The organism is uncultured Jatrophihabitans sp. (assembly GCF_964251945.1).
In the GTDB taxonomy this organism is placed as follows: Bacteria; Actinomycetota; Actinomycetes; order Mycobacteriales; family Jatrophihabitantaceae; genus Jatrophihabitans.
This window is the reverse complement of sequence record NZ_CAXULP010000001.1, coordinates 225,194-238,810: the sequence shown is the minus strand read 5'-3', so window position 1 is coordinate 238,810 and position 13,617 is coordinate 225,194. Positions and strand designations below refer to the sequence as shown.

The window sequence follows — 13,617 nt, the reverse complement described above, 5'->3', positions numbered from 1 at the left end:
CCGTTCACCCGCCGACGGTCGCGACCGGCAGCGCGGCGCCGTTGATCTCGCCGAGCGCCAGCCGCACCTCGGCGCCGACCTGCCACGCGTCGGCCGCGCCGTCGTCGGTCGCGCGCGCCTCGACGAGCGCGCCGCTGCCGACCCGGGCGATGACCAGCGTGTACGGGACCTCACCGGCGAACGCGGCCGACGGCGCCCGCCGCACAGTCGACCAGGCGACCAGCTCGGCCGGGCCGGTCACGTCGTCGAATCCGACGTCGGTGGACCCGCACCGGGAACACACCGGGCCGGGCGGGTGCTGCCCCCGCCCGCATGAGACGCAGCGCTGCAGGCACAGCCGGCCGTCGGCCCAGTGCTGCCACAGTTGCGCGGACGCTCGATTCACGCGATCACGCCCGGGCCAGCAGCAACGTCGTCTGCGCGCCGAGAATGCCGCCGTTGCCATGGACCAGCGCGGTCTCCGGCGTGCTCGGCAACTGGTGGGCGCCCGCGTTGCCCCGCATCTGGCGCACGGCCTCGGTGACGTGCAGGATTCCGCCGGCCGCGTTGGACAACATGCCGCCGCCGGTGTTGGCGGGCAGCGGCCCCTCGCGGTCGAGGAAGCCGTCCGCGACGGCCGCGCCCGCGCCGCCGCGCTCGCTCAGGCCGAAATCCTCCATCAGCATCAGCACGGTGATCGTGAAGCAGTCGTAGATCTGCGCCATCTGCAGGTCCGCCGGCGTCATGCCCGCCATCTCGAACGCCGTGCGCGAGGACTGCGCCGCGGCGGTGACCCCGTCGGTGAACAGGTCGTCGTTGCGCAGGATGGACTGGTGCGACAGCGCCTCGCCGAAACCGAGGACGCGCACCGCTCCCTGCTCCGCGGGCGCCGCGCCTGGGCGCGAGACCACCACCGCTCCGCCGTAGTCGGTGACCAGCGCGCATTCCAGCAGGTGCAGCGGTGACGACGCGACCGGCGAGGACAACACGTCGTCGACAGTGATCGGCGTCCGGTACTTGGCCCGCTCGTTGAGTCCCGCGTGCTTGCGGAACTGGACCGCGACGCCGGCGAGGTCTTCAGGCGTCGCCTTCCACCGGGCCATGTACGACCGCGCGATCATGGCGTATTGCGTCGCGATGAGCGGTCCGCACGCCGCTTCGAAGCGGCTGAGTTGGCCGGCGAGCACGCCGGCGATGTCGGCTGGCGGCCCCGACGCGCGGTTGTCCGACCACACGGCCAGCGCGCGGTCGCAGGCGCCACCTAACACTGCCAGCACGGCGTCCACGACCACGGACGCGCCGGTGGCGCCGCTGCGCGACACCGTCTGCGACCACCGCGGCCGGATGCCGAGGCTCTCGGCCAGATCGGCGCTGAAGTCCAGGTGCTGCTCGGCGAGCGAGTAGCCGGTGACCACACCGTCGATGTCGCCAACCTCGAGGCCGGCGTCGGCGAGCGCGGCCAGCGCGGCGTCGACGCCAAGATCCACCGCCGTCCGGCCAGGGGTGGGGACGCGGTCAGCCTCGCCGGCGCCGAGCAGCAGCGCGCTCACCGCGCGGCCGCGCTCTCGCTCGGGCCCGAGCCCGAGCCCGCCCCGACGGCCACCCTCCGCTCCACCACGACGGCGTCCGCGACGACGGCCCGGGTGCGGGCGCCGTCGCGCACCAACAGCACCGGATTCGCGTCCAGGCTCTCGACGACCGATTCCGGCGCGATCAGCAGCTCGCCCACCGCGACCGCGAGGTCTGCCCACGGCCCGGCGTCGACCGGCGCCTCGCCCCGCACGCCGGCCAGCAAAGGCGCCATCCGCAGCGACCCGATGGCGGCCAGGGCGTCGGCGCGGTCGAACGGCGGCAACAGCATCGCGAAGTCCGGCACGGCCTCGACGTACTTGCCGCCGGCGCCCACGAGCACCACCGCGCCGAGCTTGCCGTCGCGGTGGCCGCCGACCATGACCTCGAACGCCCCGGCCAGCATCTCCTCGACCAGCACGCCGTCCACCTCGAAGCCGTTCGCGCGCATGGCGTCGAGCACGCGTTCGGCGGCCGCGGCCACCTGCTCGACGGACGCGCAGCCGAGTTCGACGAGGCCGAAGTCGGACTTGTGCGTGACGGTCGTGGTGCACCCCTTGACGACCACCCGGGCCGCGTCGAGGTCGGTGAACGCCTGAGCGGCCGCGGCCGGTCCGTCGACGAGCACGTGCCGGACGACGTCCGCCCGCCCGTCGAGCACGGCCAGGCTGTCCGCCTCGTTGCGCACCATCCCGGGCCCGACGCCTGGGCGGCGCAGGTCGAGGACGCCCCGGCCGATCGCGCGCCGGCGCACGTCAGCGTGCCGAATGTAGCCGGCGAGCGCGCGGATCCCAGCAGCCTCGTCGGCGTAGACCGCCAGGCCATGCTTGCGGTACTCGTGCGCCGCCCGTGGCTGGGGGGTGGTGACCGCGACCGGTCGGTCGACGCGCGCCGCGAAGTCGGCCACGGCGCTCGCGAACTCGGGCACGTCGTAGCCGCGGCCGCTCACCGGCAGGCTGACCAGGAAGGCGTCGGCCCCGCTGTCGGCGCGCACACAGCTGAGGACCCGTCGGACGAGGCCGCTGTCGGTGAGCAGCGCGCCGGTGATGTCGACCGGGTTCGGCGCGGACGCGAAGGCGGGCAGCGCGGCCCGGACTGCCTGCTCGGTGCCGGCGTCCCACACTGCCATCGGCAGCGCGTGCGCGCCGGCCTGATCGGATGCCAGCACGCAAGACCCGCCCGAGTTCGAGACAATCGCCAGCCGCTCGCCGGTGACCGACGCCCCGGTCAGGTAGAGGTCGACCGCCTCGACCAGCTCGGTCATCGTGTCGACCCGGCGCACGCCGAGCCGCTCGAGGAAGGCGTCGACAACGACGCTTTCGCTGGCCAACGAACCGGTGTGCGACGCGGCCGCGCGGGCGCCGTCGGCGCTGCGGCCGCCGACGAGCGCGACGATCGGCACGCCGCGCTCGAGCGCGGCCCGGGCCGCGCGCTCGAACGCGGGCGGGTCGGCGACGCCCTCGAGGTAGGTGCACACGACCTTGATGTCGGGGTCGGCGACCGTGGCGGTGATCAGCTCGGCCACGCTGACGTCGCTGTCGTTGCCAGTGCCGTGGAAGTAGCGCACGCCGACGCCCCGACCGCGCAGCAGACCATAGGGTATGGCGGACATGCCGCCGCTCTGGCTCACCAGCGCCACCGGGCCGTCCTGCGGAGGCTCCTCGATGATCATCGTCGAGAACGTGAGCACGGTGCCGGTGCCGAAGTTCGCGAGTCCTTGCGCGTTGGGTCCGACGAGGCGCATGCCGGCGTTTCGCGCGGTGCGGACCATCTCCTGCTGCATGGCCGCGCCGTTCGGATCACGCGTCTCGGCGAACCCGGAGGTGATCACGACACAGCCCTTGACGCCGCGGGCGGCGCAGGCGGCGACGGCGTCGACCGCTCCCCGGCCCGCCACTGCGATGACCGCGACGTCCGGCGTCTCGGGAAGGTCGGCGACGCTCGGGTACGCGGGCAGTCCCTGGACGGTGTCGCGGACGGGGTTGATCGGGTAGATCACGCCTCGGTAGCCGAGCGAGCGCAGGTAGAACAGGGGCCGGCCGCCGACCTTATCCGGGTTGTCCGAGGCGCCAATCAGCGCGACGCTCGCCGGGTCGGAGAACACCTCGGCGCCGCGCATCGGCACGTCCGCGTTGCTCAGCGGACTTGGCCGATCGACACGTACTTGGTCTCCAAGTACTCCTCCATGCCGAGCGGTCCGCCTTCGCGGCCGAGTCCGCTCTGCTTCATGCCGCCGAACGGCGCCTGCACCGCGGAGATCATCGCGTCGTTGATGCCGACGGTTCCGTATTCGAGCGCTTCACTCATCCGGATGGCGCGGTTGAGGTCGTTGGTGAAGCAGTAAGCGGACAGCCCGTACGGCGTGTCGTTGGCGCGCCGGACGACATCTGCCTCGTCCGCGAAAGTCAGGATCGGCGCCACCGGCCCGAAAGTCTCCTCCTGCGTGACGAGCATCGAGTCGTCGACATTCACCAGCAGGGTCGGCTCGAAGTACTGGTCGGACTGCAGGTGCGACCCGGTGGCGCGGGCGCCGCCGACCAACACCTTCGCGCCCTTGTCCACGGCGTCCGCCACGTGCCGTTCCACCTTGTCCAGCGCGGCCGGTTCGACGAGCGGCCCGACCTCCGACTTCTCGTCCAGCCCGTTGCCGACCGTTAGCACCGACATGGCGTGCTGCAGACGGTCGCGGAAGTCGTCGGCCACCGCCTCGTGGACGAAGATCCGGTTGACCGACACGCAGGTCTGTCCCATGTTGCGGAACTTCGAAGCCATCGTGTCTGCGACCGCCGCGTCGAGGTCGGCGTCGTCGAACACGATCAGCGGCGCATGGCCGCCGAGTTCCAGCGAGACGCGCTTCATCGTGTCGGCCGACGAGCGCATGAGGATCTTGCCGACCTCGGTCGAGCCGGTGAACGAGATGGCCCGCACCCGAGGGTCGGCCATCACGACGTCGGTGAACTCGTACGGCTCGAGCGCGCACAGCACGGACAGGACGCCGGCGGGCAGCCCGGCCTCGTCGAACGCGCGGGCGATCTCGAGCGCCGACAACGGCGTCAGTTCCGCGGGTTTGGCGACCATGGTGCAGCCGGCGGCGAGCGCCGCGCCGAGCTTGCGCAGAAGCTGCACCGACGGGAAGTTCCACGGCGTGATCGCGGCGGTCACGCCGATGGGCTGCTTGAGCACGGCGATGCGCTTGCCGGCGCTGGTGGCCGGGATGGTCATCCCGTGCGCCCGTCGGCCCTCCTCGGCGAACCACTCGAGGAAGCCGATGCCGTACTGGATCTCGCCTACGGCCTGCGCCAAGGGCTTGCCCTGCTCCCGAACGAGCAGCCGAGCCAGCTCGTCCAGCCGGCCGGTCATGATCGCGCACGCTCGACGGATGATCACCGATCGGTCCAGCGCGGTCATCGCGCCCCACACCGGCTGCACGGCGGCGGCGCCGTCGACGGCGTCCCGGACGTCCTGTGCCGTCGCTGTTGCGACGTCGGCGACGAGCTCGCCCGTGGCTGGGTCGAACACGCCGAAGGCGCCCGCCTCGCCAGCGGGGCGCCAAGCGCCGACGACGTAGTTGCCGTACTTCTCTGCAGTCACCGAGATCTCAGCCTTTCGAATCGTGGTCGCGTGGTCGCGGGTCGCGTGGGCTCAGCGCTCAGCCGGGGACGACGGCCGCGCGCGCGACGTCGCGCGACTCGCTGCGCGCGATCGCCTGGTCGATCTCGTCGATCGTGTAGACGCGGTCGCTGAGCGAGGCGAACGGGAAGCGATCCTTGGTCGCCTGCAGGAACTCCAACGCCTTGCGCAGATACCAGGGGTCGTAACGCAGGTAGCCGTGCACCCGCAGCTGCTTTCGGGTCAGCAGCGCCGGCGCGAAGGTCAGCTGGAAGCGCTCGCCCACGTTGAGATTGCCGACGGACGCGATTCCGCCGCCGATGCGGGCGAACTCGATGGCCTCCAGGAACGCCTCGGCGCGGCCGGTCACCTCGAGGACGAGATCGGCGCCGCGGCCGCCGGTCAACGCCGCGACCTGCTCGGCGCGTTCCTGCGCGGTGCGGTGCACGGAGAAGTCGACGACGTCGTCCGCGCCGAACCTGCGCGCGGCCTCGACCCGCGCGGGCTCGCCCTCCACGACGATGACCCGCGCGCCGCTGGTCTTGGCCAGTGCCGCCGCGTAGAGGCCCAGGCCGCCGGCGCCCTGCACCACCACCGTCTGGCCGCGGCCGAGGCCCATCTTGTCCAACGCGAACATGACCTGAGCCAGGCCGCAGTTCGCCCCGGCGACCTCCGCGTCGTCGAGGTCGTCCGGCACCTTGTAGAAGTACTGACCGGGCGGCAGATAGAAGTGCGTCGCGAACGCACCGTGGAAATGCGGCGCCGTCTCCGGGCGCAACGCCATCGACCGCATCGAGTTGAGGCACATCGCGAAATCGCCGCGGTCGCAGGCCGCGCAGCGGTGGCAGGTGTAGAAGTACACGACGACGACCCGGTCGCCCACGCGCAGCTCCGCGCCGGCCGAGTCGGTGGTCAGGCCTGCTCCCAGCTGCTCGATCTCGGCGACGAACTCATGTCCCATGACGATGTCGCGCAACGCCACGCTGAGGTGGTGGTAGATATGCAGGTCGCTGCCGCAGACGTTCGCGCGGCGCACCTTGAGCAGCCCGGCGCCCGGCTCGACCTCGGGCAGGTCGTATTCCTGGATCTCGGTCTTCTCCAGGCCCGCGAGGGCAACCAGACGACCCTTCACGCCGTACTCCTTCTTCGTCCGCCCGCGCCTCGTGCGTGTCCGCAGGACGCCTGCCGGGTCGGCATCAGGTGCCGAGGTCGTCATCAGACCGCACCGCGCCAGCCGCCCGATGAGTCACTTTGAGACAAACGCGCGCGCAGCGAGACCGCCGCCGGGCTGGCGCCCGGGTGGTGTAATAGCCGGATCGGCGGGCGACTGTGCGCGCCAACGGCGAGGTGCCAAACAGTGGTCGACGTCCGAACGGTGCTCGCAGCCCGAGACGCGCTGCTCTCCGACGGCAAGGTGCCGCGGCGGCTGCGGGAGCGGGTCCGCCCGGCAGTGCTGCAGTCGTGGCAGCGCTCGATCGCGTCGGGGGCGGCGCACGCGGTCGCGGTCCGCGAGAACGACGATCGGTGGCAGGCGCACACCGCCCTGCGCCGCGCTGCCGACCCGGTGCTCGGCGGACTGGCTGACCGGCTCGCCGGTCTCGACACCGGCGTGCTGATCGCCGACCACAAAGCCGTGGTGCTACGCCGATGGGTGCCGGACACGTCGATCGTCGAACTGCTCGACCGGGTCAACTCCGACGTCGGATACAACTTCGCCGAGGACTCCGTCGGCACCAACGGCGTGGGCACCGTCGCCGAGACCGGCGAGGCGACCCAGATCAGCGGGCCGGAGCACCTGTCCCCGACGCTGTCCGGGTTCACCTGCGTGGGCGCGCCGATTCGTCATCCGCTGACCCGCCGGATCGAAGGCGTGATCACCCTGTCCTGCCTGTCGGACGTCAGCAACCAGCTGCTCACCCCACTGCTGAGCAGCACCGCGCGCGAGATCGAGCACCGCATGCTCGATCTCGCCTCGGCCCGCGAGCGAGTGTTGCTGAGCGCGTACCTGCGCGCCGCGAAGGCCACCCGCGCCGCCGTCGCGGCCGTCGGTCGCGATCTGTTGCTGGCCGGCCCGCAAGTCACCGAGCTGCTGGGCAACCTCGATCAGGCGCTGCTCTGGGAGTACGTGAGCGCCGTGGCGAGCAGCTCGCGGGCGCTCGATCCGGCGTTCGACGTCGTCGCCGCCGACCGGCTGCGCATCGCCAAGTGCGAGCTCGTCCACGACGACGACGGCGAGGCGATCGGCGCAATCGTGGAGTTCGAGGCGCCCGGGCGCCAGCGACCGCGCGCGCTCGCCACTTCACGACCGATCCGGCCCCCGGAGCCGGCACGTTTCGCGCTCGCCGCGCCGGGTGGCGGCCCGGCTCTGCCGGGACGCAGCGCTCAGCTCGTCCAGACGCTCGCCCATGCCGCACAGCTCGCCGCCACAGAGCCGTCGGTCCTGATCGCGGGCGAGCCCGGCGTGGGGAAGCGGACGCTGGCCGAGGCAATGCTCGCCGCCGCGGACATCGATCCGGCGCGCGTCGTCTGCCTCGACGCCGCCACGGCCACGTTGGACGGGGCCGGTGCGTTCCTGCGCGCGCTGCGCGCCGCTCTGGGCGGCGATGTCGACGCGGTGCTCGTGCGGCATGTCGAGACGCTGGACGAAACAGGCTCGGCCGCCGCCGCGGCTCTGCTCGAACGGGCGATCGGCGAGGGGCGCGCCCGCTTGATCGTCACGCACACGCGGCTGCGGGACGGCGCCGAGCCGGTCGCCCGACAGCGCCTGCTCGATCTGATCGCGCTCGGCCGGGTGAGCCTGCCCCCGCTGCGTGAACGCCCAGCGGACATCGGCGACGCCGCCTGCGCGATGCTGGCCGCGCACGCCGGCACGTCACACGCGTTCTCCTCACCCGCGCTGCGGGTGCTCATGCGCGCGCCGTGGCCGGGCAACCTACGCCAGCTGGACAGCACCGTGCGCGGGCTTGTCGCCACTGCGACCCGGCGCGAGATCGGTGTGGACGACCTGCCGGCCGAGCTGCGCGCGCATGTCCAACGCCGGCCGCTGAGCCCGATGGAGACCCTCGAGCTCAACGCGATCCTCGACGCGCTGCAGCGGCACGGCGGCAACAAGTTCGCCGCCGCGGCCGAGGTCGGCATTTCCCGCTCGACGCTCTACCGCAAGCTGCGGGCCTACCACGTCGACCCGGACAGGATGTACTTCTGACGCCAGTGTCAGCCTGCCGGCGCTGGCGGCACGGCCACGTTGTGGTGGTGGTGGGTCACCGCGTCCGCCATCGTCGGCGTGCGCACCGCCGCCTGCGCCTCCTGCCGCGCGAGCTCCGATTCGACGCGCCGGTTGTCCTTGAAGTACCGCGCCGTCCACAACCGGCCAGCGCTCTCGGACATGTGGCACAGCCCGGGAACCTGTGGGTACCGGGTGCACAGTGGCGCGGCAGCGGACTTGGCCGCCGAGGAGCGCGTCGCGTCCTCAGCCGGCGGGCTTGGCCGCGCGCCGCTGAGTCCGACAGGCGCCCAGGCGCGCCGCGCCTGCGCGCCGCAGGCCAGGCACGGGACCTGGGCCGGCGGCGGGCTGGGCGCCCAGCGTTCGTGCCGCCCACGACACTGCCCGCACGTGTAGTCGACGAGGATCATCGCCGGCTCACTCGTAACAGGCCGGCGCGTGCTTGTACTCGGCCCAGTCGTCGGGATCGTGCGTGATCCACACCGTGGTGTCCTCGACCTCGGCGATCCGCTTCAGCCGCCGCAAAGTCTGCAGCGAGCTTTTCGTGTCGCAATCCAGCGGGAACTGGAACTCCTGATCCAGCGCGGCACGCAGGTGGACGGCGTCGCCGGTGAGCAGGAACGTCCGCGAGGACAACCGCACCTTCAGGCTCAGCTCTCCTGGCGTGTGGCCCGGCATGAACAGGATGATCATGCTGCCGTCGCCGAACAGGTCCACGTCCACGCCGGGCACCTCGCGCCAGGTGAACTTGCTCATCACCGCGAGCTCGTCCGGCATGAAGCAGAAGTCGCCGAGCGGGTCGGGGAAATGCGCGAAACGCATCTCCCCCTGCCCGCAGTAGAAGGTGGCCTGCGGGAACAGGTGATGTCCGCCCGAGTGGTCGAAGTGCAGGTGTGAGGAGATGACGTGCGTGACGTCGGTCAACTTGTAGCCGAGGGCCGCGATCTGCCTGTCCAGTCGCTGGTCCGGCGTCGAGGTGATGCCCAGCGCGTCGGCCATCTCCTGCCCGTACAGCGCGACTGGGTCGTCGATCGCGGCAGGCGCGATGCCGGTGTCGAAGAGCACCAGCCCCTTGGGGTGCTCGATCAGGAACGAGGGCATCGGGATGGTGACCATGCCGCTCAGCCCGTACATCAGCGTGACCGCCTCGACGGTCAGGCTCGGGCAGTCCAGCGCCCACATGCGGCGGGCGAAAGCCAGGGTCATCGTGCGATCTCCATTCTGGCGAACAACATGGACTACGTGGTGGCCGGCCTACGCGCTCCGTGCTCGCCGGCCGCGCCAGAGCTCGCTGTAGACGAGCAGGCCGAGCAGCGTCAGGCCGCCGGTGAACAGGAAGCTCGTCGCGTCACTGATGCCGAGCACCGGCACGAGCGACTGGGCCAGGACGAGCAGCACCGCGCCGAACGCGGTGCCGATGAGCGATCCTCGGCCGCCGAGCAGGCTGGCCCCGCCGAGCACCGGCGCGGCTATCGCGAGCAGCGTGTACCCGGTGCCGGTCGAGGGGTCGCCGACGCCGACCTGCGCGGCGAGGAGCACGCCGGCGAGAGCGGCCAACACCGCACACACGACATACGCGCTCGAGCGCACCAGCACGGTGTTGGTGCCGAGCCGGTAAGCGAATTGGCCGTTGAGCCCGACGGCGCGCACCCGCAGCCCGAGCCCAGTGCGGCGCAGCGCCACATCCCCGGCTACGAGGAGCACGACGATCACAATCAGCGGCGCCGGCAGGAAGCCGAGCCGGTCGGTCAGGTAGTCGGAGAGGCTGGCGCTCACGGTGCCGGCCGGCGTGGGCCGCAGCACGAGGGCCACGCCGGCAGCCAGTCCGAGCGTGGCGATGGTCGCGATCACCGGTGAAAGCCCGCGCCGTTCGATGAGCCATGCGTTGACCAGCCCGACGAGCACGCCGCCCACCAGCGCGGCGGCGAGCGCCCCGGCGATCGCCAACCCGGTCGAGGAGCTTGAAGCCCAGAACGACACGAGCACCACGGCGAGACTCATCACCGAGCCGATCGAGACGTCGATGCCGCCCACCAGCAGCACGCAGTACTGCGCCGCCGCCACCACGATCAGCGGCAACGCCAGCAACAGCACGTTGTAGATGCTCAGCGAGGTCAGGAACGTGCTGCTCTCGCTGCGCGCGTACGCGCTGACGGCCACGATGATCACGACTAGCGCGAGCAGCCGGAGCAAGTCGCCGCCCAGCCTCGGCCGGCGCCGGACGCGTGCGCGCGCCGGCGCCGGGTCGGCGGCGTCGGCTGTCTGCGGAGCCGTCGTCGTCGGCGTGCTCTCGTCGTCGGTCGTGACGAGTTCGACCGCGAACGCGTGCACGATCTTGTCCTCCGACGCATCGAGACCGGGCAGCTCGGCGATGACCCGGCCGCGGGACAGCACCACGACGCGGTCGCAGAAACCTGCCAGCTCGGATGCGTCGGAACTGACGATCACGACACAGCTCCCCGAATCGGCGATGTCGCGCAGGAGCCGGTAGATGTCGAGTCGCGACCGCACGTCGACGCCCTGCGTCGGCTCGTCGATCAGCACGACCTTCGGCTCGGTGGCGAGCACCCGGCTGAGCGCGACCTTCTGCTGGTTGCCGCCGGACAGCTCGCTCGGCAACTGCGCCGGGCTCGCCAGTCGCACGCCGAAGTGCGTGATCCGCTCGGCGACGTAGTCGCGTTCCCGGCGCGGTCGCACGATGCCCAACGAGGAGATCTTCGGCAGGGTCGAGGCCACGACGTTCTCGCGGATGGACAGCGCCTGGAACAGCGACTCGGCGCGCCGGTCGCTGCTGAGCAGGATCGCGCCGCGGTCGACGGCGCTGCGGTAACCGCGCAGCTGCGCGTTCTCCAACCGCACCGAGCCGGCCGGCGAGCCGATCTTCGCCAGGGCGCGCAGCAGTTCGGGTTGGCCGTTTCCGCCCGCGCCGGCAATGCCGACGATCTGGCCGGCGTGCAGCTGCAGGTCCACCGGGCCGAGGCCGGGACCGCGCAGGCCACGAGCCTCGAGCACGACCGGAGCGGCGGGGTCCAGCGGTCGGCGATCTGGAAACTCCATGGCCACCTTCGCGCCGGCCATCAGCTCTACCAACGCCTTTGCGTCCACGTCACGGGCCGGCACCGTGGCCCGCAGGACGCCGTCGCGCAGCACGCTCACCCGGTGCGCCACCCGAAAGACCTCAGACAGCCGGTGCGTCACGAACAGCACCGCGGTGCCGTGCGCGGCGGCGTCGCGAACCAGGCCGAGAACGCGGTCGACGCCGTCGCTGTCGAGCGCGGACGTCGCCTCGTCGAGCAGCAACAGCTCGGGCTCGGCGGCGACCGCGCGCACGATCTCCAGCAGCTGCCGGTCGCCGGCCGGCAGGCTCGACACCAACGTGCGCGAGTCAATGCTCAGTTCGTATCGGGACAGCAGCGCGGCCGCCCAGGTGTCGATGGCCGCGAATCTCGGCCGACGGGCGCGGGGCGTGCCCGTGTAGAGGTTCTGGGCGACGGTGAGGTCGGGCAGCAGCGACCCGTCCTGGAAGACCGTGAGGACGCCGGCCGCTTGCGAGGCGGCCGGCCGCGAACGCGCTAGCCCCTGACCTGCGACCAGAACCGAACCGGTGTCGGCGGCGACGACCCCGCTGACGATCGCGACGAAGGTCGACTTGCCTGACCCGTTCTCCCCGACCAGCGCGTGGATCTCGCCGCGCTGCACCTCCAAATGCGTCGGCGCGAGCGCCTGCACCGGCCCGTACCGCTTGCTGATTCCTTCGGCCTGCAGAGCCGGCCGGGCGGTCCCGGCAGCGCCTTCGCTGCCGGGACCCTCCGTGCGGGCCGAGGTCTCGTCGACCACCGTCATGAGAACGTGTCCCTAGCTCAGCATCTTGGTCAGCAGCGGCAACGGGATCAGCACGCTCGGACCCGGGTAGGTGCCCGGCAGCGACGGCGCGTAGACGCCCTTGACTGCCTTGACGAACGGCATCGGGACATTGAGCAGGCCCGGCACGCTCTTACCGGCGAGCAGGTCCATGACCGCGGTCACCGAGATCCGGCTCTGATAGTTCAAGCCGCTCGTGTAGTAGAGGTCGAAGGCCTTCGGCGTGCCCTGCGCCTTCTGCCACACTCCGAACAGGTCGTTGTTCGAGGTGAATGTGATGAGCGCCGGGCTCACCTTGCCGGCCTGCTCGAAGGCCTTCACCACCTGCGGCAGCGGGTCGGCGTAGTCGTAGAGGATCGCCTTGACCGGCTTACCGGTCGACACCAGGCCGGACGCGGCCTTGAAGGTGCCGGCTGGCGTCCAATCGGTGTCCGCCTTGTAGGCGACGCTAATCTTGCCGCCGCTGTCGGCGAACTGCTTCTCGGCGCACTTGTTCCAGGTGGCGCCCTGCGGGTTGCCGGGCGTCCCGTTGAAGAACGCGACCTGGCCGCTGCCGCCGACGAGCGTCGAGGCGGTCTTCGCCATCTCGGTGCCGGCGGTGCAGATGTCCTCGTGCACCTGGTTGGCAACGGCGCTGGTCGGCGCGTCCGGGATGCCGCCGACGAAAGACGACACCTTCGCGCCCGCCCGCTGCGCCGCGGTGAACGCGGGAAGAACGGCAGAGCCAAAGTCGTCGTAGGTGACGATCGCCTTGACGCCCTGCGCCGTCAGGCTGCGGATGTTGGCGTTCATCTGGGACAGGTCGCCGTGCGCGTTCGTGTAGATGATCTTGCCGATGTTCTTGTAGTGCAGCGCCTGGAGGGTGATCTCCATCTTGCTGATCTTGCGCCAGGTGTTGTCACCGAAGCCGTCCGCCAGCCCGAGTGTGACGGAGCCGCCGGTGCCGGTGGAACAGCTCGTGCCCTGCCAACACTTCAGCGCGAGGTCGAGCTGAGCCTGCGTCAGCGGCTCGCTCGCGATCTTGAACGCGTCCTGCACCGTGCTCGGCAGCGAGGAGAGCGGCACGTGCTGCAGGAAGGCCTTGTCGACCGTCGCCTGCACGGCGGCGGTGGACGCCGAGGACCCGCCGGATGAGCTGGAGCTGCCGGTGCTTCCGCCGGGCGTCGTACTGCCGCCACCGCCGCCGCTTCCGGACGACGAGCAGGCGCTCAACGCCAGTGAGAAGGCGGTGACGGCCGCGAACGCGGCCGCGGCGGCGGGTCGCCGCCGCCCGGTGCGGGCGGCTCTGCCGCGCACCTCGTCGGTTGAGTGCATGTCGGTTACCCCTTCTGTTGCCATTTGTTTGGGCCGGGTGGGTCGATGGGCTTCGAGACAGT

The 13,617-nt window shown here is 71.4% G+C and carries 10 protein-coding genes; 1 reads left to right on the top strand and 9 read right to left on the bottom strand.

The genetic code is table 11. The features are described from left to right. Positions 1-4: 4 nt before the first annotated feature. From ACFFBG_RS01090 to ACFFBG_RS01070, 5 genes are read right to left on the bottom strand one after another with little or no spacing between them, the layout of a single operon-like run. A complete protein-coding gene (locus tag ACFFBG_RS01090; RefSeq protein ID WP_375474745.1) occupies positions 5-385 on the bottom strand; it encodes a Zn-ribbon domain-containing OB-fold protein in 381 nt (126 codons plus the stop codon). A 4-nt stretch (positions 386-389) separates the two neighbouring features. After that, a complete protein-coding gene (locus ACFFBG_RS01085) occupies positions 390-1,529 on the bottom strand; it encodes a thiolase family protein (RefSeq protein WP_375474743.1) in 1,140 nt (379 codons plus the stop codon). Further along, positions 1,526-3,667 carry an acetate--CoA ligase family protein gene (locus ACFFBG_RS01080; protein ID WP_375476183.1) on the bottom strand — a complete coding sequence of 714 codons (2,142 nt, stop codon included), beginning with the start codon at positions 3,665-3,667 and terminating at the stop codon, positions 1,526-1,528. The genes ACFFBG_RS01085 and ACFFBG_RS01080 overlap by 4 nt, the downstream gene beginning before the upstream one ends. 17 nt (positions 3,668-3,684) lie before the next feature. Then, complete coding sequence (locus ACFFBG_RS01075) at positions 3,685-5,139, bottom strand: NAD-dependent succinate-semialdehyde dehydrogenase (RefSeq protein ID WP_375474741.1); 1,455 nt, start codon at positions 5,137-5,139, stop codon at positions 3,685-3,687. A 58-nt stretch (positions 5,140-5,197) separates the two neighbouring features. After that, positions 5,198-6,289 carry a zinc-binding dehydrogenase gene (locus ACFFBG_RS01070; RefSeq protein ID WP_375474739.1) on the bottom strand — a complete coding sequence of 364 codons (1,092 nt, stop codon included), beginning with the start codon at positions 6,287-6,289 and terminating at the stop codon, positions 5,198-5,200. 225 nt (positions 6,290-6,514) lie between these two features. Here ACFFBG_RS01070 and ACFFBG_RS01065 point away from each other — a divergent pair, with 225 nt between their 5' ends. Beyond that, positions 6,515-8,362, top strand: coding sequence for a sigma-54-dependent Fis family transcriptional regulator (locus ACFFBG_RS01065; RefSeq protein WP_375474737.1), 1,848 nt, complete (start codon positions 6,515-6,517; stop codon positions 8,360-8,362). 8 nt (positions 8,363-8,370) lie between these two features. Here the strand turns inward: ACFFBG_RS01065 and ACFFBG_RS01060 are convergent, their stop codons facing one another. The 4 genes from ACFFBG_RS01060 to ACFFBG_RS01045 all read right to left on the bottom strand — a co-directional run bounded on the left by ACFFBG_RS01060 (position 8,371) and on the right by ACFFBG_RS01045 (position 13,555). Next, positions 8,371-8,544, bottom strand: a complete 174-nt coding sequence (locus ACFFBG_RS01060) for a hypothetical protein (RefSeq protein WP_375474735.1) — start codon at positions 8,542-8,544, stop codon at positions 8,371-8,373. A gap of 253 nt (positions 8,545-8,797) precedes the next feature. Then, positions 8,798-9,586: an N-acyl homoserine lactonase family protein gene (locus ACFFBG_RS01055; RefSeq protein WP_375474733.1), complete on the bottom strand. Its 789-nt coding sequence runs from the start codon at positions 9,584-9,586 to the stop codon at positions 8,798-8,800. Between the two features lie 48 nt (positions 9,587-9,634). After that, positions 9,635-12,223 (bottom strand): ATP-binding cassette domain-containing protein, encoded by a 2,589-nt coding sequence (locus ACFFBG_RS01050; RefSeq protein ID WP_375474731.1) that lies wholly within the window; start codon positions 12,221-12,223, stop codon positions 9,635-9,637. A gap of 12 nt (positions 12,224-12,235) precedes the next feature. Beyond that, entirely contained in the window at positions 12,236-13,555 is a 1,320-nt protein-coding gene (locus ACFFBG_RS01045) for a substrate-binding domain-containing protein (protein ID WP_375474729.1), read from the bottom strand. Between the last annotated feature and the right edge of the window lie 62 nt (positions 13,556-13,617).